The sequence below is a fragment of the Prevotella veroralis DSM 19559 = JCM 6290 genome, assembly GCF_000377625.1.
Taxonomy (GTDB): domain Bacteria; phylum Bacteroidota; class Bacteroidia; order Bacteroidales; family Bacteroidaceae; genus Prevotella; species Prevotella veroralis.
The window spans coordinates 35,310-60,272 of sequence record NZ_KB898330.1 but is presented as its reverse complement, the minus strand read 5'-3'; the positions used below and the strand labels follow the sequence as shown (position 1 = coordinate 60,272).

Genomic DNA, 24,963 nt, shown 5'->3' with positions numbered 1-24,963 from the left:
TCAAGTTGTCTCCAACGCCAGTAATGGTAAGTTCTGTATAAAGCCACGAGCCCTTGAACCCTGTTTGCGCTCTTTGTCTAATAGGTTTCCGCTTTCTTTCTCACCTGTCCCACATTCTTTCCTCATGCGTCTTGCGTCTTTGTGTTCCGTATCTTTTGTTAGTTTCACCATGGTGAAACGAGCGTCTCTTCATGATGAAACTTGTGTCTCATCACGATGAAACTAACTTTATATACGTGTGTCAATGATGCGCAACACGTAAGAAAAGAATGCGGAACACGTTAGAAAGGAATGCGGAACACGTTAGAAAGAATGCTGAAACTAGTGAGTAATGATTCGCAAACAGGTCAAACGTTGATGTTCTGCCGCTGAAACAGACGCTCTTTGATAGGACTGTGACTGTTTCTTGTAATATAAACTGATTTTATTATCACCCTTTGGTAAATCTACTGGAAAGCTAGACACAAGCTGAGAATCCATGTAGGAGAAGCAGACGATTGGACTTTATAGCGCTGGAATATTCGTATAATAAAAACGGCTGATAGCAATATTAAGAATCGCTATCAGCCGTTTTTTATTTAGTATTCATTAGCCTTTTACACCTTTACTATCAGGCATACCGCATAAGCCGCCATACCCTCTTCTCGTCCAACGAAGCCCATTCGCTCTGACGTGGTGGCTTTGATGGATACGGCATCGATGTCGCAACCTATGATATTGGCTAGACATTCGCACATTGCTGGTATGTGAGGATTTATCTTCGGATGCTCAGCGCATACGGTTGCATCGATGTTGCCCACACGATAACCCTTTGTGGCAAGTAGTTCGATGGTCTTACGTAAGATTACTTTCGAGTCCATATCCAATGTTTCGTTGGCAGTATCTGGGAAATGATAACCAATATCACGCATATTAGCAGCGCCGAGTAGTGCGTCACAAATGGCGTGAATGAGGACATCCGCATCGCTATGTCCGAGTAATCCAAGGCTGTGCTCTATCTTTATACCACCGAGATAGAGGTCACGCCCTTCAACGAGTTTATGAACATCATAACCCATTCCAATGCGGAAAGATGGGATTGATTGAGTAGTATTTGTCATATCTATTGGATGATGAAAGCCTCCCCAAGCCCCTCCAAAGGAGGGGATGTCTCTGCTGCTATACTAGCAGAAGTGGGTGAATAAGTTAAGTTTTAATGATTTCTATAAGAATTGTAGTCAATGTCTAAATCATCCCCTAACCATAGTCTGTTAGGCGCTCCCCCTCCCTTCGGAGGGGGTGGGGGGGAGGCATTTACTTCCTCTTAAACAAGTCCTTTATACCATCCATATCGAATGATAGGGAGAATCGGAGCGTTTGGTCGAGTGGGTTATTCTTAGCCGTTGCAATGACATAGCCCGCATCTAGTGCGAATACATTCATCTTGAATCCAGCACCTACAGTGAAGTACTTGCGGTTTCCTTTATTCTCACTCTCGTTGTGATAACCTGCACGAAGTGAGAACTTATCATTGTAGGTATATTCAGCTCCCACACTCCATTGCACCTCCTGCATCTCTTCAGAGAATCCATTGGGTGCGTCGCCGAAGCTCTTGAAGATACCCGAGATAGACGATACATCGTAGTAATCCTTCTGCAAGCGGTTGTCATAATCTACTTGCGATTCGCCCGTCTTACGCTTTGGATAAGTTGGAACTAGTAACTTGTTTGCATCAGCAGCTATGGTAAACTTATTGAACTCATCAACTGGAATCATCAATGCGGCACCTAAGCGGAGATTAGTTGGTATGAATTCCGAGCGATTATCGCCACCGAACGTTATCTTAGAACCAATGTTCGAGATATTCAAGCCTAGTCCTAACTGGCACTCACGCTCACCAATGTTGATATAATTCTGGTAATAGCAAGAGAGGTCGGCTGCGAAGGCGGAACCGGGAGATGTATTTTCCTTATAGTCATACGTGAGGTCGGAATAAATCCAACGCACGGCGGCTCCGAGCGAGAAGTGCTCACTTAACATCAAAGAATAAGCTACATCTAATGACATTTCGTATGGGTTGATGGTCATATTAGAGCCGTCATTCGTCTGCACCTCACCCAAAGAGAAGTAACGAAGGGAGGACGACACTGCACTGTAATCACCTATGCGATAATATCCAGCTACGTAAGCGAGGTCGATGTCACTCACCAATTGGCGAAGCCACGGGGTGTAGTTCAAAGAGACACCTGCGCGAGAAATATTAAAAGGATACTTCGCAGGGTTCCAATACTGGGAATTGACATCAGGGTCAGTGGCTGCTCCTACATCACCCATACCTGCTGCGCGTGCATCAGGAGCAATGGTTTGTGAGGTAACGGAGGTAGTAACTGGGTTGAACATATCCTTCTTTGTGCCCTGTGCAAATGCAGCAGAAGAGGTCATAACGACCACAGTTAAGAAGGATAAACGAAGCTTTTTATTCATCTTATTTACTTGAGTTGCTTATGGAATATTGCTATATAAAGAATCCATGATGCAGCTAGTTTGTCAGCTTACATCATGGATTAAAACGTGTTACTTATATTACTTATTGTCTAAGACGATGAGTTTCTTAGCCTTTGACACCTTAGTTGCACCATCACAACTGAGGCGAACTCGATAGAGATAGACGCCTGTTTGCAATCGTGTTCCATTATCTACTATCAGGTTCCAGTTGGTTGAGATGGCATTACCTGATGATATGCCTGACTCCACGTGACGCCAGAGTAAGCGTCCACTCATGTCGAATACTTCTATCTCTACATCCACATTCGAACCCATGTAATTATGCGATACGATGAAGGTTGTCTCGTTGTAAGCTGGATTCTTCGATGCACTGACGCTATAGATATCGGGGGCAAGCCCTTTGACTACATTGAAGTGGAGCGTTACTGTAGACGCATTGTTTTGGATGTCCCATGCTCGGAACTGCAAGGTGTGTGGTCCTTCTGATAGTTCGGGTAGACTGTATCCCGTTGTGCCCGAAGTATAACTGCCGAAATCATAACGGAAGTTATCATTGAGGAGGTAGGTTTGTGTCAATTTACCATCTATGCACAACTGCATATCATGACCAATCCCATTGCCAGACGCATTGATACCATCCTTGTCGGTTATCTGTGCCACGAAGTAAGGAGTGCTATTCACCTTGCCTCCGTCGACAAAAGAAGGAGAATTGAGGTAAGCATAGATAGATGGTCCGATAGAGTCGTTATAGACAACTTCTGACCCATCAATATTGAATCTATCTTCATATCCTTGCGCCATGAGAGAATGGTCTTCGTTGATAGCAGAGAAGTTCATTAAGCCCGTACCAGAGGTATAATTGATGTCACGTGGTACAGCGAAAGTGAGTGTAAACTCGCCATTGCGCACACTATCCTTGCCATTGTAAAGCGTCTTCAGACGATCGTAATAGGTGAAGGCTACATCGGCAGACTGATCTTGTTTCTTGCAGGTTACGAGTTCTTTGGTATCTCTTACGACCGCAGTGATGAGCCCATTGAAGTCCGTTTGCTTATTACCATCCTTTGTAATAGAGCCTTTCACCTTCACGATTGAGCCACCTTTAATAAGGATAGTACTACCAGCACTAACCGCCTGACCATTGATTGACTCTACGTTCACTTGCAACTTTGGGAGGTTGAGGGCTAAAGCTGGATCACCTAAGAGGGCATATTGCAGTTTGTTTGGTGTAAGGTCACTACTAGAGTTGATTAGCTCGCACTTTGCGAGTCGTTGCGCCTCACCGAGTGTGGTAGGCTTCCCGTTTGTAAGACTTAGCACATGCTTTAAGAAGGCAGTATTGATAGCCTTGTTATAATAAGCATATACCGTACGAGTCGTTCCCCAGAATGCTACCGACCCCCCTTTGCTATTCAACATAGCCGCTTCACCGATAGTTGGAATCACACCATCATAGGGCATAATATCACAACTGGCAGTAATCCATAACGGAAGATTTGTATTGGAGAAGTTCTTGAAGTCAACAAGTCGGAGTACTGCTTCATGTGAAATCTGATCTTCTTTACCATGCCCTGCATAATCCATAATTAATGCTCCTTGTGCTTGCTGTTGCTTGATAAGAGCACTAGCTTCTGGATAGGTGTTACCCGTAGCAGTAGAGATTCGAGGGTAAGCATCCCACATTACCTTCTTTATTTGATAAGCAGGATAGGCAGATGATATTGATTCGGCTGTTTCATTCACATCGTGCATGTGGAGATTATTATTTCCATCATCACCCATGAACATAAGTACATTCTCCCAGCTTCCTCCATTCTTATTCAATGCGTAATTAATGGTCTTGTCAACGAGTGTCTTCGCATCAATAGCATTGGTAACGGGGAATCGCCCAACACCAAGATCCTCCTTATCTTGACGTAGAAGATCAGTTCCTTCACCATCATCCATCAGTGTGAACCATCCATCATTAACATAACAGTCGGTCTCACTAAATGAGTTCTCACTCTCGTAAGCAAGTAGGTAATCATCGGGATTTAATAGACGGCAAGAGCTGGTGTTCATGCGATTGTCCCATACACAATCACCAAAGAGCAAGAGTGATTGCGGCATAGTTTGTGCATTTGTAGCACGATCATACAACATCTTCATGTAACGTCGGTAAGCCATTGCATCAGGTGTTCCACTGGAGAACTCATTGTATAGTTCGTCAGCAGGGACAACACGTACAGAAATATTATCATGTGTTCTGTGGAAATCAGCTAGGCGCTCAGCTTGTTGTAAGAGCTTCTGACTTGTTGGGATGATAATCACCATATTGACTGGATCATCAGCGTGATGGTCTTGATTGGTGATATTATAGACATATTCCGGAGTTGGGAACGATGTATTCAGTGAAGATGCTGGGGCAGGCGTTGGATAGGTCATTGTGAGATAATCGAGCCTTGTTGGACCGCCAGAAATCGTAGTAAGTCGGATGCTATCTACACTTTGGAGATTTGAGACAGCATAGTCTCTGATAACCTCATAACCTTTATCAAAGGAATCACCTGGAGCAATATGTATCTCGCCGAGTTCTTTTCCGTTGGCTTCCACCTTGATGGTTGATGTGTAATCACCTGTTGTCACAGCTACAGTCAAGATACCTGTGCTGGCTTTTGTCTTATTCTTTAAAGTGAAGACCTTACTCTCGTTTAATTTTAATGGGGTTTCTTCAAAGAGATTACGACCACCATTAAACCAACTGAAGTTATCTTCCTCGTGCAATGAGTGGTAGTCATTTGCTGATGGATAAAAGCTATTTAAGAAGGTGGTACTATCTGATATGGACGCAGGAACTCCTGTGTTATCTTCTGTGAGGAAGTAATATCCGTAATCAGAATAGGGATTGCGAGTGCGTCGAGTGGCTGAATTGCTATCCCAACTAACAGAACCTTTAGCATAGAAGAGCCTCTTTCCATGAATTGTATAGGTTGGAACCTCTTTCAAATCATCATGCGATATGATATAATCAGCGGTCAGTTCTTCATCTTGGAGATGTCCACCATAGCCATAGATTTTCACCTTATCTAAATTGGTGAATCCAGCTCGTCGAATCAAGTCATTACTTAATTGATACACACCATCAGCTGGGACACGTATCTTTGCCCACTTGCCAGTAGACAAGACGGAATGGTTAGCATAACGATTGGATACCTCTAAAGTCGTAAGCCCACCAGCTCTAGTAGATGTCATAGATTTCATTCCTCTCTTAGCATTCAACGACTTCGGACGTGAAGTGAGTGCCATCATAAAGCTAACAAGGAACTGCTTCTTGCCATCACGCTCTACAATCGGCATTAAGGAGAACTCCAACACACCCTTCTTACGCTCGACCGTCATCTGTTGATGTATCTCTGGCAATGTTGGTGGTACCTGTTTGGTGAGCGCATTATAACGTTGTATATCCTCATGACTCATATCTATGAACTCGGGATAGCGTATCTCTAGTTCATAGGTGGAGTCTGCATAATTCTCTCCAATGGGTATAGCATAATGGAAATGAGGTAAAAGCGAGTCAATCGTAACGTCCTCAACCGTTAGATTGAAGAATCTCCTCTGTTGTCCATTCATCGTGATACAGCCTAACAGAAAGATGAAAGAGAGTATTGTTATTCGTTTCATCATTGCCTTAATCATTCATTTTAATGGTTATAAAGGTTTCTATTCAGAACCACACAACCTATATACTTCGTACTAAGAAAGTCCCTTTCTATCTCTTTACTTGCAATGGAGATCGAGCACCTTACGTTCTTCTATATATCCCTCCAGTCGGTCGTTGATATGAACAGGAGTTCCACTCACAGGACAGCCCGTATAGATAAGGTCGCCAGTCTTGAGGGTAAAAAACCGACTGACATAACTAATGATTTCATCCACCTTATAGATCATATCGCTCGTACATCCTTCCTGCTTCGTCTCTCCATTGACATCAAGATGGAACCTGAGTCGCTGAACATCTAAAAACTTATCCTTTGACACCCATTCGCCTATTACCGCAGCACCATCAAAGCTCTTACTCATATCCCAAGGAAGCCCTTGCTGGCTCAGTTTCTTTAGTAAGTCACGTGCCGTAAAGTCGATACCCACCGTCACAGCATCATAATATCGAGGGGCAAAACGCTCGGATATAGACTTACCCAAACGACATACTCTTACGACGACTTCAGCCTCATATTCTATCGTTCCTAACTCATCTGGAATGAAGAACGGTTTTCTATCTTTCAATAGAGAAGAGTCTGCTTTAGTAAAGATAACAGGATCATCTTGCTTTAATAACGGCTCACCTAGTAATTTATTGTACCCGACATAATTCATGCCGACAGCAAATATCTTCATATATTATCTTGCTTATCTCATCCACAACCATTGATCCCATCAATATGGACAGACATGATTCTGATGAGCTAATAATCTAAAAAAGAGTTGCAGGAGCCTGATGGCTTTCCTACAACTCCTAGTTTATTTCGCTTTAACGATATACGTTAATTAATCTGCGGAGAGTGTAAAACGCTTGTAAGCAATAATCTTCAGATCCTTACCTTGAGCCTTAAGCCACTCGCCAACGCTCTGCTTATCACCATCACCGAACTGGAACTCCTGGTCAACCAAGCAACTCTCTTTGAAGAACTTATTCAAACGACCCTTAGCAATGTTTTGGATCATATTTTCATTGAGATTAGCGGCCTTCTCTGCACCAACTGTCTTGCGAATCTCAATAGCCTTATCAGCTTCCTCACGAGTCAACCAACCTTTCTTGATGTTAGACTCGATGTGATCATCGCTATCAACCAAGTTTGCGTTGATACCAGCCTTCTTTATAGCTGCTATAACGGCCTTTTCAACCTGTTCTTCCTTTGTCTTCTCAATAGCCACCTTGAACTCTTCGTCCTTTACAGACTGGGGTACAGAAGCCTCATCCAAAGCAATTGGCTTCATAGCAGCTACTTGCATAGCAATCTTGTGACCAGCATCCTCATTATTCTCATTGAGCTGAACCATAGTAGCAAGAGTGTGCTTGTTCATGTGATCATAAACAGATACATTCTCACCCTCTAGGAAGTTATAGCCATCAAGCTCCATCTTCTCACCAGTTACACCAGAGCGCTGTTGAACAGCAGTAGATACGTCTTCACCATTAGCAAGCTTTAATGCCTTAACCTCATCAAGGCTCTGGCACTTGTTTGCTATAGCAGCATCCAAAATCTCTTGAACCAATGCAATGAAGTCCTTACCATTAGCCACGAAGTCGGTCTCACACTTAACAGCAATCATAGCAGAAAAGCCATCAACCTGCTTTACAAGCACACAACCATTTGATGTCTCACGGTCAGAACGCTTAGCGGCAATAGCTAAACCACGCTCACGAAGCAATTCCTTTGCTTTGTCAAAGTCGCCTTCAGCCTCTGTGAGAGCCTTCTTTACATCTGCCAAACCTGCGCCAGTCATAGCGCGGAGCTTCTTGATATCTTCAATAGATACAGCCATTTTTGTTTTTCCTTTCTAATATTATTAAATAATGTGGGCGTTGATGAGGGATAATAAACTTCATGTCATAATTAATATAGAAGCTCATTAGCACTCACCAGCGCCCACTATGTTTCATTTAATTACTCAGAAGCTGATGCCTCTTTCTGTGCCTTTGAAGCCTCTTCAGTCTTACGTGCACGCCTTGGCTTAGCCTCTGGTGCTACTTCAGATTGCTCTGCATTAGCCTTCTCATCGGCCTTTTCAGCCTTACGCTCAGTAAGACCTTCTGCGATAGCCTCACAGCAAGCACCAAGGATAACCTCTACAGAATCCTTTGCATCATCGTTTGCAGGGATAACATAATCGATGTTCTTAGGATCAGAGTTGGTATCAACAATACCGAAAACAGGAATGCCCAAACGGTTAGCCTCCTTAACGGCAATGTGCTCTTTCATTACATCTACGACGAAGAGTGCAGATGGCAAACGAGTCAAGTCAGAGATAGAACCAAGGTTCTTCTCGAGCTTTGCACGCTGACGAGAGATCTGGAGTAACTCACGTTTAGAGAGGTTAGAGAATGTTCCGTCTTTCATCAACTTGTCGATGTTCGTCATTTTCTTAACTGCCTTACGGATTGTAGGGAAGTTGGTCAGCATACCACCGGCCCAACGTTCATTAACGTATGGCATATTAACAGATGCAGCTTTCTCAGCTACAACATCCTTAGCTTGTTTTTTAGTAGCGACGAACAAGATCTTCTTTCCACTCCTTGCAATGCCCTTGAGTGCTTCTGAGGCTTCATCAATTTTAGCCACAGTCTTGTGAAGATCGATGATGTGGATACCATTGCGCTCCATGAAGATATAAGGCGCCATTGCTGGATTCCACTTACGACGGAGGTGACCAAAGTGGCATCCTGCCTCCAATAACTGGTCAAAATTTGTTCTTGACATGTTGTTTAATTTTACTTGTTTACTTTCTTTTTAATTCTTTCTTGACGAATAAGCTTCGTCAGGCTTGTTAGAATCAATCAATGAGTAGTCCCCCGATAAAGGAATCTCATCAATTTAGATACTAAACTCTTTTTTCTTTTGATCTTCGACCTTTTATGTCTTTAATACGAACATGCTAAATGTTACATATAAATTCTCAAGGTTATAAAGATCAAAGAAAATATTAACGCTTACTGAACTGGAAGTGAGCACGAGCCTTTGGCTGACCTGGCTTCTTACGCTCAACAGTACGGCTGTCACGTGTCAAGAATCCCTGATCCTTTAGTGCTTTCTTATCTTCTGCGTTAACCTTTACCAATGCACGCGCAATAGCAAGACGCAATGCCTGGCTCTGACCTGTAAAGCCACCACCATCGAGGTTAGCCTTAATGTCATACTGACCCTCTACACCGAGCAACTGCAGTGGTTGTTTAACCACGTATTGCAGGATAGCTGATGGGAAGAATTCAGTTAAATCTTTCTTGTTAATTGTGATCTTACCGGTGCCCTCTGAGAGGTAAACACGAGCGACTGCGCTCTTACGGCGACCAATTGCATTAATTACTTCCATCTTTCTCCTTTTATTTATACTGGTTAATATCAATTGCCTTTGGCTTCTGTGCCTCGAGACCGTTGAGCTCTGTACCGTCGATAACATAAAGGTTATCCATCAAATGACGACCTAGAGGACCCTTTGGTAACATACCCTTTACGGCGTGACGAATCATCTTGTCAATACCATTCTTGCGAGCGCGAAGCTGTGCAGGAGTATTAAAACGCTGACCACCAGGGTAACCAGTATAACGTGTGTAAACCTTATCAGTCTCCTTCTTACCAGAGAATACAACCTTAGCCGCATTGATAATGATTACATTGTCACCACAATCTACGTGTGGAGTGAAAGTTGGCTTGTACTTTCCTCGAAGTAACTTAGCCACTTTAGAGCAAAGGCGACCTACAATCTGATCGCTTGCGTCAATAACGACCCACTCTTTCTTAGCTGTTTCCTTGTTAACGGAAATAGTCTTGTAACTTAAAGTGTCCATTCTAAAAAATTAATAATTTTACTACTAAAAAACGTTTTCTATTCACGAACATGCCTTACCTAACCATGTCGCCCGGCCAAAGACAACACTATTAACATGCATCGTATGGGGCTCTAAGAGTACCCCTATAATAATCGGACTGCAAAGGTAATTATTTCCTACCTTATATATATACTTTTCCTATAATCATTCTGTATTATTTACGATTATTTAACCAATCATCCTCTTCTTATCCTCCCCAATAATAAAAAATCGTGCTTTGTTTTATCATCTATAATGGTAAAAATACTCTTGTGATAATGCTTTTTCATCTTCAAAATGCTATTTCTAAAACCTCTAAAATATTATGGTGGAACAGGGGCAAAAGTGAGGCTTTTAGCGTAATGGGGATAGATTTTAGAGCAATATAGATAGGCTTTTTGAGATTAAAAGACACAGTTTTACACTCTGACAAAAAAGGACTTAATACGAGATAATGAAGTCCCTCATCTGGAGTTATTTTTCCTCTCTGACGTTTATAATCTTCAAAAAAGCCCGATTTCATCGAGATGGGGATAAGTAGACAAGTGAACAAGTTGACGAGTGAACCAGTTATTACTACATTTTGTTTTTTACTTGTTGTACCAATAATCTCTATTAACTTGTTCACTTGTCAACCCGTTAATGCGAAAGATGGATTTGTGTATCATGTTGATTACTAGAAAGTTATAAATTTTTACATCATTTTCTTGTGCAAAAATTCCCTCTCGTCACCATCATTTCCTTGCTTTCTTCCTCGATTCTTCGTATCTTTGCATTGAACATTAAAAACCATTGACCTGTAATGTGCAGAACGAACAGATATGTTTTCGAATGACTTAAACCCTTTTTAATAAAACCTAGTCAAAATTAAAAAATCTGCACCATGAAGTCAAAAAAGTAAAAAAGCCGAATCTTTCTAGAACTTTTCCTTACTTTTGCAAGCGTTTGGAGATCCTTGTATGGCATTGCTTAATAGCGTTCTCTGAATAACAAACAAACACCTATAAACATTCATTCAATGAAAACAAAAGCTATTTTATTAGGACTTATATTCGCTCTTATCCCTGTTTTGACTAGAGCAGAAAACGGCATTAAGATGGTTGTTGGTACTTATACTGACGCAGGAAGTAAGGGCTTATATTCTTTCTCGTTTGATGATTCTAACGGTTCTGCAAAGGAACTCAGTTCGTTAAAAGTCGACAATCCCTCTTACTTCACCTTCAGCAAGAATGGGCGTTTTATCTATGCTGTAAGCGAGAAAAACAATGCCACAGCAGCACTTAATGCCATCAGCTTTGATCCTGTAAAGGGCGATTTCGGCTTTATGAACTCTCAACTGACGCATGGCGCAGATCCATGTTATGTTGATACTGACGGGAAGATTGCGCTCACGGCCAACTATTCTAGTGGTACAATTTCAGTATTCCCCATCCTAAAGAATGGTACGTTGGATAAGTCACTTCTTATGGTAAGTAGTAAAAAAGGCGGCCCCAACAAGACGCGTCAGAATACGCCTCATGCGCATTGTGCTATCTTTGCCCCTGATGGTTATATTCTTTCAACGGACTTTAGTGGGGATCGGATTCTTAGCTTCTATTATGACAAGAATAAGAAAAAACTTGAGGATTATGGTATAGCCGCTCATCTAAAGGCAGGATCCGGTCCTCGTCATATCACTTTTTCTCCCAATGGTAAATATGCTTATCTTATAAGCGAATTGTCAGGAAAAGTGACGGTGTTCACTTATAAAGAAGGGAAGCTGAAGGAAATCCAAACGCTAGTGGCTGATGATGCTCGTGCACAAGGCGGAGCTGATATTCATGTCAGCCCAGACGGTAATTTTGTTTATGCTAGTACACGCCTAAAAGGGGATGGCATTACTATCTTCCGTGTGAATGGCAATGGAACGCTAACGCGAGTAGGCAAACAGTCAACTGGTAAACATCCTCGTAATTTTGCCATCACGCCCAATGGTAAATTCCTCCTGGTGGCTTGTCGTGATGCTAATAAGATTCAAGTTTTTTCACGTGATAAGAACACAGGGCTTCTTAAAAACACCAATCAAGACATTTATTTGAGCCACCCTGTTTGTATAAGATTCTTATAATCATATCAGCCTTACTTGTACATTAAAAAGGTACAATGCTAAAACCGAATATGATATGAGACAATATATTTGGATCGCCCTTCTTACCATTCTCCTCTCCGCTTGTACGGCTAATAACGAGAGGAGATATGTTATTGGCGTATCGCAATGCTCGGAAGATATATGGCGTAATAAGTTGAACAACGAACTTATTATGAGCACTTATCAACATGACAACGTGAGTTTGAAGTTTGCATCTGCCAATGATAACGACCGCTTACAGACTAAGCAAATCAATGAGTTCATCCATGAAGGAGTTGATCTCCTTATTGTGTCTCCGAATCAAGTGCATACGATCTCTGCCGTTATTGATAAAGCATACGACAGAGGCATACCCATAATTCTTTTCGACCGTAAGACCGATTCTAAGAAATATACAGCTTTCATCGGTGCCGACAACTATGAAGCAGGACACGAAATAGGCCATTTCATCGCTCAACAACTTGAGGGGAAAGGCAATATCGTAGAGATTTGCGGATTGAAGGCATCATCGCCCGCCATAGAACGTGATCGTGGTTTTATGGATGCACTAAAGGATTATTCAGGGGTAAAAGTGATTGCTCGTAAGCATGGAGATTGGGTAAAAGAGAGTGGCGTAATGGCTATGGACAGTGTACTCACACAAGCAAAAGAGCCTATCCAATACGTTTTCGCACAGAATGACCGTATGGGCTTGGGAGCTTTGCAAGCCATTAGGAAGCATGGAGCAAAGGGGATAAAGATTGTCGGAATAGATGCTCTCCCTGTTCCAGGAGGTGGTATGGAGAATGTGCGGGATGGCAATTTAGAAGCATCCTACATCTATCCTACGCGTGGTGATGCCGTTATGCAATTGGCATTGAATATCCTTGAGAAAAAGCCCTACAAGCGTGATAACTATCTGAAAGGAGCATTAGTGACAAAAGGTAATGCCAATGTTCTACTCATGCAAAATGAGGAAATGAACAAGCAAACGGCTCGTCTCAACGCACTGCATGGGAAAGTAGATACTTACTTGGTACAATATAATCACCAAAAGATGTACATTGTGCTCTTTAGTATTATTCTTCTCTTGTTGATAGGAATCATGGTTTATATCTATCGAACCACTCTCATGCGCCGGAGAATAGAAGAGGAGGCCATAAAAGCAAAACTGCAATTCTTTACAAATATCAGTCATGAATTACGTACACCACTCACACTAATTGCTGACCCTGTAAATTATATCATTCATGACGATAATCTCAACACACAACAACGGAGTATGCTCCAGATTGTACAACGTAATGTTTTGGTGTTGACACAATTGGTCAGTGAGATACTAGACTTCCGTAAAGTGCAGAGTGGAAAGATGGAGCTTCGCCTCTCTGACTTTAATTTGACGGAGAACATGAGACAATGGATCACGCTTTTCAGTGCCTCTGCACAAAAGAAGCATATCACTATCAGCTTGGATGCTCCTGATACAATCATGCTTAGAGCAGACCAAGATAAGATAGAGCGTATCTGTTATAACCTTCTTAGTAATGCGTTGAAATTTACATCCGAGGGGGGAGAAATACAGCTAAAAGCCACAGAAAAGGATGGACGGGTTGTAATCAGTGTGACAGACAATGGTTGTGGTATTGCCTCTGATGAACTACCTTATATCTTTAACCGATTTTATCAAGCTAAAAATGCGGGTCGTGGAACGGGTATTGGGTTGGCTATTGTGAAAGCTTTCACAGAGTTACATCACGGAGAAGTAAGTTCCACAAGTAAGCTAGGAGGAGGTAGTACGTTTACCATCAATATCCCTGTTAAACAAGAGGGGGAGATTAGTGAGTTATTAACAGAATCAGTAGAGCAGGTAATTGAGGCATCCAATACACAAGAGATACCCAATCAGGCAAGACATATTGATGACCTCATACAGCCTTATCAGGCTGACAAACCAGAGATATTGATCATTGATGATAACAGTGATATTCGCACTTACCTAAGGTCAGTACTATCTCAAAAGTATAATGTGAGTGAAGCGTCTGATGGAAAAAGCGGTTTAGAACTGGCGAGGAGAACTGTCCCAGACATCATTCTGTCGGATATTATGATGCCTGTGATGGATGGATTAGAGTTTTGTCAAGAGCTGAAAACAGATAAAGCCATCAGTCATATTCCTGTTATTTTACTAACAGCACGTAGTATGGATGAACAACGTGCAGAAGGGTATGAGCATGGGGCAGATGCCTATATTTCAAAACCATTCTCTCTTCGTTTACTTCTCTCGCGTATTGATAATCTTATAGAAAGTAGGAAGAAGTTGAATCAAATATGGTCAAAAGGCGTTGAGGACGATGAAATCGGGAATTTATCGAATGAAACGGACAAGTCTTTCCTTAAACAATTACGAAAGATTATACAAGAAAACCTTGCCAATAGTGATTTAAGTGTAGAGCAAATTGGCGATGAAATCGGGCTTTCTCGTGTACAACTCTATCGAAAAGTAAAGGCTCTTACGGGATATTCTCCTGTAGAAATATTACGTAAAGCTCGTCTTACTCGTGCTCGCCATCTTCTACAAACTACTGAGCGTACAGTGTCAGAGATTGCTTATGCCGTAGGCTTCTCTACGCCCAGTTATTTCTCGAAGTGCTATAAAGATGAGTTTGGGGAGAATCCAAAGAAATGAGAAACAGAGGTATAATCTTCTCGAATGCTTCAATAGAATGAGCGATTTGTCTGATTTAAGATAATAGACAAATCGTTCATTTTTTATTAATATCTTTTTCATGTAACATTTATTATATTCAGAGAACGATTATTATATGGAAAGGATATTACCATTACTTATCTTTGTGCCACTAAACCAAAAATTTTAATTTAGTATTACTAACTATTAAAAGTTATGAAACAATTATTACGAGTGATCACGAGCCTATTACTTCTGATGTATTGTGCTGGAGCTATGGCGCAAACTTTAGATGTTAGTGGTAAAGTGATTGACGAACAGGGAGAACCTGTTATCGGTGCATCGGTGGTACAGAAGGGCACATCAAATGGAACTATCACCGACATTGATGGAAACTTCATGTTTAAAGCCCCTCAAGGTTCTACACTTATTGTCTCCTATGTGGGCTATAAGAACGTGGAAGTAAAAGCTGGCACTGGTTTAAAAGTGCAGTTACAGACAAATGCAAGTGAACTGAACGAGGTGGTTGTGACGGGTTATACCACCCAACGTAAAGCTGATCTTACAGGTGCCGTATCAGTAGTTAGTGTTGACGAACTAGCTAAACAGAACGAAAACAACCCCATGAAGGCATTGCAAGGTAGAGTTCCGGGTATGAATATCTCTGCAGATGGTTCACCCTCGGGATCAGCCACAGTGCGTATTCGTGGTATTGGAACTCTGAACAACAATGACCCTCTTTATATCATTGATGGTGTACCGACAAAGGCCGGTATGCATGAGTTAAACGGTAGTGATATCGAGAGTATCCAAGTTTTGAAAGATGCATCCTCTGCTTCTATCTATGGTAGTCGTGCGGCTAATGGTGTCATCATCATTACCACAAAGAAAGGTAAAGAAGGAAGAGTAAATGTAGATATTGATGCTTCTATTGCGGCATCAATGTATGCTCACAAGATGAATGTACTTAATGCGAAGCAATACGGACAAGTAATGTGGCAAGCTTATGTAAACGATGGTATGGATCCCAATACTAACGGTTTGGGTTATCGTTATGACTGGGGGTACAACGCACAGGGTAATCCAGTGTTGAATAACATTAGTATGCGTAAATATCTTGATGGCGCAGGTACTACACCAGCTGATGATACAGACTGGTTTGATAAGACAACACGTACAGGTGTTGTTCAAAACTATAATGTAGCAGTTAGTAGTGGTTCTGATCGTCATTCTTCTTATTTTTCTTTAGGTTATTATAAAAACTTAGGTATCATTAAAACATCAGATTTTGATCGTTATTCAGCTCGTATGAATACTGAATATAAGTTGATAAAAGATGTTTTGACTATTGGCGAACACTTCACCTTGAATCGTACATCAGAGGTACAAGCCCCTGGAGGGTTCCTTGAGAACGTTCTTCAATTCAATCCTTCTCTTCCTGTTTACACGGAGAAAGGAACTTACGCAGGTCCTGTTGGTGGTTATCCTGACCGTGAGAACCCTGTGGCTCGTTTGTATCGTAACAGTGATAATCGCTATATTTATTGGCGTACTTTCGGTGATGCTTACATTAACCTTCACCTTTTTAAAGGATTTAATCTCCGTTCAACTTTTGGTTTGGATTATGCCCAGAAACAACAGAGATTCTTCACTTATCCAATCACAGAAGGAAATGTCGCCAATTCTAAGAATGCCGTTGAGGCCAAACAGGAACACTGGACAAAGTGGATGTGGAATGCTATTGCGACTTACAATCTACAAGCTGGTTTACACCGTGTAGACGCTATGGCAGGTATTGAGTTGAATCGTGAAGATGATAACTATTTCTCTGGATATAAAGAAGACTTCCTTATTCTTAACCCTACATACATGTGGCCTGATGCTGGTACTGGTACTGCACAAGCCTATGGTGGTGGAGGTGGATACTCGTTAATATCTTATTTTGGTAAACTGAATTATAATTATGCAGACAAGTATTTAGCCTCATTTACCCTTCGTTATGATGGATCATCACGATTTGGTAAGAACAATCGTTATGCGACATTCCCATCAATCTCTTTGGGCTGGCGTATCAATCAGGAGAAATTCTTAAAGAGCGCACAATGGTTGAATGATTTAAAACTTCGAGCATCGTGGGGAGCGACTGGTAATCAAGAGATTTCTAACATTGCGCGTTATACCATATATGTTAGTAACTATGGAGTAAATGAAAATGGTGGTCAGAGTTATGGTACATCATACGATATAGCTGGAACTAATGGTGGTCGTCAATTGCCAAGTGGATTTAAACGTGACCAACTCGGTAACAATGATATCAAATGGGAAACAACTTATCAAACTAACCTCGGTTTGGACTTCGCTATGTTCAACTCTACACTCTATGGAAGTTTTGATTGGTATTATAAAAAGACTAAGGATATCCTTGTTCAGATGGCCGGTATTGCTGCTATGGGAGAAGGTAGTACACAGTGGATTAATGCTGGTGCTATGGAGAATCGTGGTGTTGAACTTAATTTGGGGTATCGTAAGACAACCAATGGAGGTTTTCATTATGACATAACAGGTAACTTTAGTACTTATCGTAATAAGATTACAGCTTTGCCATCAACTGTTGATGCCAATGGAACCTTTGGTGGTAATGGTGTGAAGAGTGTTATTGGTCATCCTATGGGTGCACAAGTTGGATATGTCGCTGATGGAATCTTTAAGAGCCAAGATGAAATTGATAATCATGCAAAACAGGATGGAGCATCCCTTGGACGTATGCGTTGGAAAGACTTGGATGGAAATAACATCATTACAGAAGCAGACCAAGACTGGATTTATGACCCAACACCAGACTTCTCATATGGACTTAATGTGTATCTTGAATACAAAAACTTTGATTTCACAATGTTCTGGCAAGGCGTACAAGGTGTAGATATTATCTCTGACTTAAAGAAGCAGACTGATATTTGGGCTGGTTTGAATATTGGTTTCCTAAACAAGGGACAACGTTTGTTAAATGCGTGGAGTACAACCAATCCTGATAGTAATATTCCAGCTCTCTCACTCTCCGATAATAATAATGAGAAGCGTGTTTCTACTTATTGGGTGGAGAATGGCTCATACTTAAAGTTACGTACTATTCAGTTAGGATATAATCTGCCAAAGAGTATGACAAATCGTCTTGCAATGCAACGTTTACGTTTCTACCTCAGTGCGCAGAACTTATTAAGTATACATAGTAAGAGCTTTACGGGTGTTGATCCAGAGAATCCAAACTATGGTTACCCAATTCCACTCAATATCACATTCGGTATAAACGTTACATTCTAACAATTATCATCTGACAATATAATATGAAAAAAGTAATATATTCAGCACTTGTGCTCGCTACTCTTAGTATGACAAGTTGTTCAGACTTCTTAGATGAACATACTCCACAAGCAACGCTAAGTGATGAGCAAGTAAAGGAAGCTAATCATGCTGATGAGCTAGTAATATCAGCTTACGCTATATTTATTTCAGCAGAAGATATTAACTCTTCTTTCTCAATGTGGAACTATGATGTCCGTAGTGATGATGCTTATAAAGGTGGCAATGGAACCAGTGATGGTGATGTGTTCCATCAGCTCGAAATAGAACAAGGAGTATTGACCACGAACTGGAATATCAGTGATATGTGGCAGAGATTATACAATTGTATATCACGTGCCAACACGGCAATAGCACTTCTTGAACAAGTCAATAGCTCTGTTTATCCTCAAAAAAATGAACGTTTGGCAGAGATGAAATTCTTGCGTGCGTATGGTCATTTCTTATTGAAACGATTATATAAGAACATACCATTCATTACAGATCCTAACCTCAAAACAGGGCAATACAACACACTTTCTAATCGTCAATATACAAACGACCAAGGCTGGCAAATTATTATTGATGACCTAATGGAAGCCTATAACACATTGCCCGTTCATCAGGCTGATAAAGGGCGTCCAACCAAAGCTTCTGCTTCAGCATTCCTCACGAAAGTCTACATGTATAAGGCTTATCACCAAGACAATGAGAATACAAATGAAGTTACAAGCATCTCAAAGGATGATCTCTTGAAAGCTGTTCAGTTTAGTGATCCAGCAATCTATTCAGCTGGTGGCTATGGTTTGGAGAATGATTTCCATAATAACTTTAGACCTGAACCACAATACGAAAATGGTAAAGAAAGTCTTTGGGCAATGCAATATTCCATTAATGATGGAACTAAGAATGGTAATCTCAACTGGAGTTATGGACTAATTGTTCCAAATATTCCTGGTGTAACTGATGGAGGATGTGATTTTTATAAACCAAGTCAAAATCTTGTTAATGCCTATCGTACAGATGCGAATGGACATCCATATATCGGTACTTTCAATAATCATGACTATAACAAGATAACCGATTATGCTGATCCACGTTTATTCCTTACCGTAGGTATTCCTGGTTTGCCTTATGAGTTTAACTCTAAGTTTATAATGGATAAGACTGCTATATGGAGTAGAAGCAATGGATTATATGGCTATTACGTAACTTTGAAACAGAATGTTGACCCAGAGAGTCCTTATCTGAAGAAAGGAGCATGGTGGGGTACATCTGAGAACCGTATTGTCTTCCGTTATGCTGATGTTCTCCTTGAACGCGCCGAAGCTTTAGTTCAACTAAATGATGGTCGTATCAATGAAGCTATCAATATTGTCAATCAGATTCGCAATCGAGCTAAGCAAAGCACAGGTGCTATCAGCAATTATCAGAGTGACTATGGTGTAAGAATAAATATTATGCCATACACAGGAACCTACAGTCAGGCTGAAGCTCTCAACATCGTCAAAATGGAACGTCGCTTAGAGATGGGCATGGAGTCCGAAAGATTCTTTGACCTTGTTAGATGGGGTGAGGCTGATCGCGTCCTCAATAAGTATTATGCAGAAGAAGCAAATGATTGTTCAATCTATAGCAGTGCTCACTTTACAAAAAACAAGAATGAGTACTTACCTATTCCATACGCACAAATAGCAGCATCAAATAAACATTACAAACAAAACATTGGTCAGTGGTAATTATGAAAACGAAAATAACAACACTATTTATCGCTCTTATTGCTTTCTTAGCTTTAAGTAGCTGCAGTGACGAGAACACCTCAGACCTGCAATTAAACGGATCATGTTCAGTCGAAAACATTGTACTGGATAATTATAAAGGTATCGTAGACCTGGCTTCACGAACAATTACTGTACGTGTACCTGAGACTTACGATGTCACAAACATGAAGGTCACCACACTCAAACTAAGTGCTAGTGCCACCAGTAACATCAAAGAGGGCGACAAGCTCAATATGCTCACGGCACAGCAGTTAAGCATTAAGAATGGTGATGTCTTCCTCAATTGGACTATCAAGGTTCTACGAGATGAGGCAAAAATAACCTCATTTAAGATTAATGGTATATACAATGGTATCATCGATGAGGCACATAAGATCATCTCTGTCTATGTTCCTAATACACTTGACCTCCATTCTCTTACACCAACAATTGGATTGAGTGAAAATGCAAAGGTCAGCCCAGCTAATGGTATCGCGACAGACTTCACAAACCCTGTTACATTCACAGTTACCAATAATACAGCATCTGCCCAATACACTGTAAAGGTAACAGCTATAGGCAAGCCAACCGCCGTCTTCGTTGGTTTACCAGCTACTATGAACGAGCTTAATCCAGAGGAGTTAACAGCTTGTAAGTGGATGCTTCAAAACATTCCAAACTCTCTCTACGCATCATTCTCTGATATTAAGAATGGTTCTGTAGACCTCAGTGAATGTAAAGTCATTTGGTGGCATTATCATAAAGATGGTGGCGTTGACGGAAAAGAAGCATTTGAAAGAAATGCACCAGAAGCCGTCAATGCAGCTGTTGCCCTAAGAGACTATTATAATAATGGTGGTTCTTTCCTCTTCACTCGATATGCTACCAACATGCCAGCAGAGATTGGCGCTGTAACAAACAATGCTGCCCCTAATAATTGTTGGGGACAAAATGAAGCTGATGCAGAAAAAGCAAATGGACCTTGGAACTTCTTTATTCAAGGACACACTACCCACCCTCTCTTCCAAAACCTTATAATGAAGAGTGGAGAGCCAAACTCTGTTTACACTTGTGACGCAAACTATCGTATCACGAACTCTACCGCTCAATGGCATATTGGTACAGACTGGGGAGGATATGACAACTTAGCTAAGTGGCGCACAGAAACAGGTGCACAAGATCTGGCTTATGGTGGTGATGGTGCTGTCGTTGCATGGGAATTCCCTGCAATAGGAACGAAAGGTAAGATACTATGTATCGGTTCCGGATGTTATGACTGGTATAGCATTGATGATGTTCCAGCCTACTATCACAACAATATCGCTAAGATGACACAGAACGCATTCAACTATTTAATGAATCATTAAAAGTTTAATAAAAATGAGAACTATTATATATTCTCTCGCACTCATCGTAACTTTAACAGCCCCGTTAACGGGCTGTAGCGATGACAAGACCATAGTAGATCAGAAAGACTGGGATACTGCAACCTACTTCAATTCTACCGATGAAGTGGCACAAAGCACTTTCTATAAGCCAGCTGTTGGTTATGTTGGAGACCCTATGCCATTCTTCGACCCCAAAGCAAAGGACTTTAAGGTGATGTATCTACAAGATTTCCGACCTAATCAAGCTGGCACCTATCATCCTATTTGGGCTGTTGAAACTAAAGATGCAGCCAACTATCAGTCTCTTGGTGAACTTATTCACTGTGGTGGTATTAATGAACAAGATGCGGCACTGGGCACTGGATCAACAGTTTATAATGATGCTGATGGATTGTATTACACCTTCTATACAGGACACCGATACCAAACAACTGCTACAGATAATGGTGAGATGGTGATGATGGCAACATCATCTGACTTCAAGACATGGACTAAAAATCGCACATTCCGACTAAAGGGGGATGATTACGGATATAGTAAGAACGATTTCCGTGACCCCTTTGTCTTCAAAGGTGACGATAACAAATGGCACATGCTTGTCGCTACATTGAAAGGTAGCAAAGGGCATTTAGCAGAGTTCACATCCGATGATCTCAAGACATGGAGCCATGCTGGAACGTTTATGACCATGATGTGGGATCGATTCTATGAGTGCCCAGATGTGTTTAAAATGGGGGACTGGTGGTATCTTGTTTATAGTGAGAAACATGCTGCTATCCGCCGTGTACAATACTTTAAGGGTAGAACTCTTGACGAATTGAGAGCCTGCACACAAAATGATGCAGGTTTATGGCCTGATGCTCATGAGGGCTTCTTAGACAGTCGTGCCTTCTATGCAGGAAAGACTGCTAGTGATGGTCAGAATCGCTACATCTGGGGCTGGTGTCCAACACGTCCTGGCAAGGATAATACTGCAGTTGGTGCAGCTCCTAATGAACCCGAATGGGCTGGTAACCTAGTTGCACATCGTCTCATACAACATGCCGATGGCACTCTTACCTTAGGAGAAGTAAAAGGTGTCAGTGAGAAATACACCAAGAAACAAGAGGTAAAGGTTATGGCTAAAAGTGAGAATGGCATTAAAAATGTCACCAACGGCTATAAACTTTCAGGTGATTCTTATCTTCTCTTCAATCGTCTCGGCTATCACAATAAGATTACCTTCACGGTTACAACCTCTAATAACTGGGACAAGTTCGGTATATCATTTGTACGTGGTACCGACTCTGAGAAGTATTACTCTATGATTGTAAATCCCGAGAATGACCAAACACGTAAGGTCAACTTTGAAGAAGAAGGGACCGGTGGTCATGGCTTTATAGCAGGGATTGACGGCTATAACTTCGCTCGTCCAAGTGACAATATATATCATGTAACCATCTATACGGACAATAGTATTGCTGTAATGTACATCAATAATGTATGTTGTTACACCAACCGTATCTATGGAATACAGAAGAACTGCTGGAGTATCAATAACTATGGTGGCAACGTTACCATCACAGATCTCACAGTAAGTCAGTATTAAGATTATCACTCATTTCATCGATGAAGATAGTACAAAAGATACTTTTCTAAGAAAGTCGTTCATTCCGTGAGAACTTGCTAAGTATTGCGAAAACATCATAGAATGGACGATTATTTCTTTTCTACTTATTCGATAAAATTACTATCTTTGTCTATCAGAAACCCAAACAACGACACACAACCTACGATGAAAAGAAAGTTAATGACATTGGCTATATGTCTTTTTACAAGTACTACGCTTATGCATGCACAATCATTCTTAAGCCAGAATCACGCAATCAAGCGTATTATGACAACAGATAAGTACATTCTTCTACCAGTAGAAGAGGATGAGAATAATGCGCACATTCGTGTTATCAAGGACAACCAAGTAGTGAAAGAGCTCAACTGTAAGCTCGCCATCAATAAAACTGATTATATTGTTCCACTTGACATTAGCAAGTATAGCGGTGATGTATTGCTTGACATCCAATTCACGGGAGATAAACGTAGCATTGGACTAATTAATGACTTTGCTTGTTGGAAGGATATAAAAGTGACTAACGTATTCGACACTAAGAACCGTGAGAAGTTCCGTCCTATCTATCACCACACCCCAGCTTATGGTTGGATGAACGACCCGAATGGTATGTTCTATAAGGATGGTGTATGGCATTTGTACTATCAATACAATCCATACGGTTCGCAGTGGGAGAACATGACATGGGCACATAGCACCTCTACCGACCTCATGCACTGGGAAAATCAAGGTGAAGCAATACAGCCAGATGCCCTTGGTACCATATTCAGTGGTAGTAGTGTTATTGACAAAGAGAACTCTGCTGGATTTGGAAAGGACGCTGTTGTTGCTTTTTATACATCTGCTGGGGCTGCACAAACACAAAGTATTGCGTACAGCACAGACAATGGCATGACCTTTAAGAAGTATGCCAATAACCCAATCATCACAAGTGATGTACCCGACTTCCGCGATCCTAATGTCTTTTGGAACGATGATGTAAAGCAATGGAACCTTATTCTTGCAGCTGGACAACAGATGAATATCTATAGTTCTAAGAACTTGAAGGACTGGAAGTATGAGAGTAGCTTCGGTGAAGGATATGGTAATCATGGAGGTGTTTGGGAGTGTCCTGACCTGTTAAAGATGTGTGATAAGTGGGTACTTATTTGTAACATCAACCCAGGTGGTCCCTTTGGTGGTAGTGCAACACAATACTTTGTTGGTACATTCGATGGTCATAAGTTCACTTGCGAATCAAAGCCTGAGGTGACAAAGTGGATGGATTATGGAAAAGATCACTATGCCACGGTATCGTTTAGCAATGCTCCTAATGGTCGAATAGTCGTTCTTCCATGGATGAGTAACTGGCAGTATGCTAATCAAGTACCTACTCAACAGTTCCGTTCAGCCAATGGTTTGCCACGAGATGTAGGTCTTTACAATTATAACGGTGAAGATTACCTCAGCATTAAACCATCTCCAGAGGTGCTCACAGCTTTCGAGCAGAAACCATCGGGGCGTTTTCAGGCTGCTGCCTACATAGAGATAACCAACATCAAGAGCAATGCCTCCATCGTTTTGAGTAATGACAAAGACGAACATGTAACAATGGTCTATAATGGAAAGAATGGTACATTCAGTATGGATCGCACACAGAGTGGTCTCATAGACTTCCACAAGGACTTTAAAGCAAAGACCATTGCGCCAACTAATGGAATAATCAAAGGTATGCAGATATTTGTTGATCGCAACAGTGTTGAGGCTTTCGATATTGATGGAAAGGTATCAATGACCAATCTTGTCTTCCCTTCTAAGCCATACGACAAAGTTATTGCTAAGGGTTGCAAAGTAAAGATCCACGCACTAAAAGATTAATAGTAAGGATTAAAGAGAGTGTGAATAATTCGTTCATTTACCTATAAATAATCATATTAAAGAAGCATTTGTTGGTATCAATGAACGGAATTTTCAATCCCTTTCCACCGCAAAGTAATAACTTTGCAAGCGTTATCCAGAACAATTAAACTACACGAACTAAAAATTTAAACAT

Annotated in this window: 16 protein-coding genes; 7 read left to right on the top strand and 9 right to left on the bottom strand. The window is 41.1% G+C overall.

Annotated features, from left to right (window positions below; genetic code table 11):
* The 9 genes from D464_RS14085 to rplM all read right to left on the bottom strand — a co-directional run bounded on the left by D464_RS14085 (nucleotide 1) and on the right by rplM (nucleotide 10,027).
* The gene (locus tag D464_RS14085) at nucleotides 1-126 is read right to left on the bottom strand and encodes a hypothetical protein (protein WP_279625389.1); all 126 of its coding nucleotides are present in this window, start codon (nucleotides 124-126) and stop codon (nucleotides 1-3) included.
* 470 nt (nucleotides 127-596) lie between these two features.
* A complete protein-coding gene (gene ispF, locus D464_RS0106715) occupies nucleotides 597-1,100 on the bottom strand; it encodes a 2-C-methyl-D-erythritol 2,4-cyclodiphosphate synthase (protein WP_018910721.1) in 504 nt (167 codons plus the stop codon).
* Between the two features lie 193 nt (nucleotides 1,101-1,293).
* Nucleotides 1,294-2,463 carry a type IX secretion system outer membrane channel protein PorV gene (gene porV, locus D464_RS0106710; protein WP_018910720.1) on the bottom strand — a complete coding sequence of 390 codons (1,170 nt, stop codon included), beginning with the start codon at nucleotides 2,461-2,463 and terminating at the stop codon, nucleotides 1,294-1,296.
* 99 nt (nucleotides 2,464-2,562) lie between these two features.
* On the bottom strand, nucleotides 2,563-6,144 hold the full coding sequence (porU, locus tag D464_RS0106705) for a type IX secretion system sortase PorU (protein WP_024985750.1): 3,582 nt from the start codon (nucleotides 6,142-6,144) through the stop codon (nucleotides 2,563-2,565).
* A 96-nt stretch (nucleotides 6,145-6,240) separates the two neighbouring features.
* Nucleotides 6,241-6,858: a fumarylacetoacetate hydrolase family protein gene (locus tag D464_RS0106700; RefSeq protein WP_018910718.1), complete on the bottom strand. Its 618-nt coding sequence runs from the start codon at nucleotides 6,856-6,858 to the stop codon at nucleotides 6,241-6,243.
* Nucleotides 6,859-7,008: 150 nt separating this feature from the next.
* Entirely contained in the window at nucleotides 7,009-8,007 is a 999-nt protein-coding gene (tsf, locus tag D464_RS0106695; RefSeq protein ID WP_018910717.1) for a translation elongation factor Ts, read from the bottom strand.
* A 122-nt stretch (nucleotides 8,008-8,129) separates the two neighbouring features.
* Nucleotides 8,130-8,942, bottom strand: coding sequence for a 30S ribosomal protein S2 (rpsB, locus tag D464_RS0106690; RefSeq protein WP_018910716.1), 813 nt, complete (start codon nucleotides 8,940-8,942; stop codon nucleotides 8,130-8,132).
* Between the two features lie 223 nt (nucleotides 8,943-9,165).
* The gene (rpsI, locus tag D464_RS0106685) at nucleotides 9,166-9,552 is read right to left on the bottom strand and encodes a 30S ribosomal protein S9 (protein ID WP_004358788.1); all 387 of its coding nucleotides are present in this window, start codon (nucleotides 9,550-9,552) and stop codon (nucleotides 9,166-9,168) included.
* 10 nt (nucleotides 9,553-9,562) lie between these two features.
* Nucleotides 9,563-10,027, bottom strand: coding sequence for a 50S ribosomal protein L13 (gene rplM, locus D464_RS0106680; RefSeq protein ID WP_004382913.1), 465 nt, complete (start codon nucleotides 10,025-10,027; stop codon nucleotides 9,563-9,565).
* Nucleotides 10,028-11,066: 1,039 nt separating this feature from the next.
* Here rplM and D464_RS0106665 point away from each other — a divergent pair.
* From D464_RS0106665 to D464_RS0106635, 7 genes are all read left to right on the top strand, one after another.
* Nucleotides 11,067-12,155, top strand: a complete 1,089-nt coding sequence (locus D464_RS0106665) for a lactonase family protein (protein WP_018910714.1) — start codon at nucleotides 11,067-11,069, stop codon at nucleotides 12,153-12,155.
* Between the two features lie 55 nt (nucleotides 12,156-12,210).
* Nucleotides 12,211-14,841, top strand: coding sequence for a hybrid sensor histidine kinase/response regulator transcription factor (locus D464_RS0106660; protein WP_018910713.1), 2,631 nt, complete (start codon nucleotides 12,211-12,213; stop codon nucleotides 14,839-14,841).
* A gap of 216 nt (nucleotides 14,842-15,057) precedes the next feature.
* Nucleotides 15,058-18,159, top strand: coding sequence for a SusC/RagA family TonB-linked outer membrane protein (locus D464_RS0106655; protein WP_026284652.1), 3,102 nt, complete (start codon nucleotides 15,058-15,060; stop codon nucleotides 18,157-18,159).
* A 23-nt stretch (nucleotides 18,160-18,182) separates the two neighbouring features.
* Nucleotides 18,183-19,916: a RagB/SusD family nutrient uptake outer membrane protein gene (locus D464_RS0106650; RefSeq protein ID WP_024985748.1), complete on the top strand. Its 1,734-nt coding sequence runs from the start codon at nucleotides 18,183-18,185 to the stop codon at nucleotides 19,914-19,916.
* A 2-nt stretch (nucleotides 19,917-19,918) separates the two neighbouring features.
* Nucleotides 19,919-21,304, top strand: coding sequence for a DUF4960 domain-containing protein (locus tag D464_RS0106645; protein ID WP_018910710.1), 1,386 nt, complete (start codon nucleotides 19,919-19,921; stop codon nucleotides 21,302-21,304).
* A 13-nt stretch (nucleotides 21,305-21,317) separates the two neighbouring features.
* Nucleotides 21,318-22,913, top strand: a complete 1,596-nt coding sequence (locus tag D464_RS0106640) for a glycoside hydrolase family 32 protein (protein ID WP_018910709.1) — start codon at nucleotides 21,318-21,320, stop codon at nucleotides 22,911-22,913.
* 186 nt (nucleotides 22,914-23,099) lie between these two features.
* On the top strand, nucleotides 23,100-24,788 hold the full coding sequence (locus D464_RS0106635; RefSeq protein ID WP_026284651.1) for a DUF4980 domain-containing protein: 1,689 nt from the start codon (nucleotides 23,100-23,102) through the stop codon (nucleotides 24,786-24,788).
* Nucleotides 24,789-24,963: the final 175 nt, after the last annotated feature.

Excerpts from the sequence above, each read along its gene's own strand:
- D464_RS0106650 (WP_024985748.1), top strand. The coding sequence starts at position 18,183 with ATGAAAAAAGTAATATATTCAGCACTTGTGCTCGCTACTCTTAGTATG.
- D464_RS0106700 (WP_018910718.1), bottom strand. The coding sequence starts at position 6,858 with ATGAAGATATTTGCTGTCGGCATGAATTATGTCGGGTACAATAAATTA.
- D464_RS0106660 (WP_018910713.1), top strand. The coding sequence starts at position 12,211 with ATGAGACAATATATTTGGATCGCCCTTCTTACCATTCTCCTCTCCGCT.
- D464_RS0106645 (WP_018910710.1), top strand. The coding sequence starts at position 19,919 with ATGAAAACGAAAATAACAACACTATTTATCGCTCTTATTGCTTTCTTA.
- rpsI (WP_004358788.1), bottom strand. The coding sequence starts at position 9,552 with ATGGAAGTAATTAATGCAATTGGTCGCCGTAAGAGCGCAGTCGCTCGT.
- D464_RS0106635 (WP_026284651.1), top strand. The coding sequence starts at position 23,100 with ATGAAAAGAAAGTTAATGACATTGGCTATATGTCTTTTTACAAGTACT.
- porV (WP_018910720.1), bottom strand. The coding sequence starts at position 2,463 with ATGAATAAAAAGCTTCGTTTATCCTTCTTAACTGTGGTCGTTATGACC.
- D464_RS0106640 (WP_018910709.1), top strand. The coding sequence starts at position 21,318 with ATGAGAACTATTATATATTCTCTCGCACTCATCGTAACTTTAACAGCC.
- D464_RS0106655 (WP_026284652.1), top strand. The coding sequence starts at position 15,058 with ATGAAACAATTATTACGAGTGATCACGAGCCTATTACTTCTGATGTAT.
- D464_RS14085 (WP_279625389.1), bottom strand. The coding sequence starts at position 126 with ATGAGGAAAGAATGTGGGACAGGTGAGAAAGAAAGCGGAAACCTATTA.
- porU (WP_024985750.1), bottom strand. The coding sequence starts at position 6,144 with ATGAAACGAATAACAATACTCTCTTTCATCTTTCTGTTAGGCTGTATC.
- D464_RS0106665 (WP_018910714.1), top strand. The coding sequence starts at position 11,067 with ATGAAAACAAAAGCTATTTTATTAGGACTTATATTCGCTCTTATCCCT.
- rplM (WP_004382913.1), bottom strand. The coding sequence starts at position 10,027 with ATGGACACTTTAAGTTACAAGACTATTTCCGTTAACAAGGAAACAGCT.
- ispF (WP_018910721.1), bottom strand. The coding sequence starts at position 1,100 with ATGACAAATACTACTCAATCAATCCCATCTTTCCGCATTGGAATGGGT.
- rpsB (WP_018910716.1), bottom strand. The coding sequence starts at position 8,942 with ATGTCAAGAACAAATTTTGACCAGTTATTGGAGGCAGGATGCCACTTT.
- tsf (WP_018910717.1), bottom strand. The coding sequence starts at position 8,007 with ATGGCTGTATCTATTGAAGATATCAAGAAGCTCCGCGCTATGACTGGC.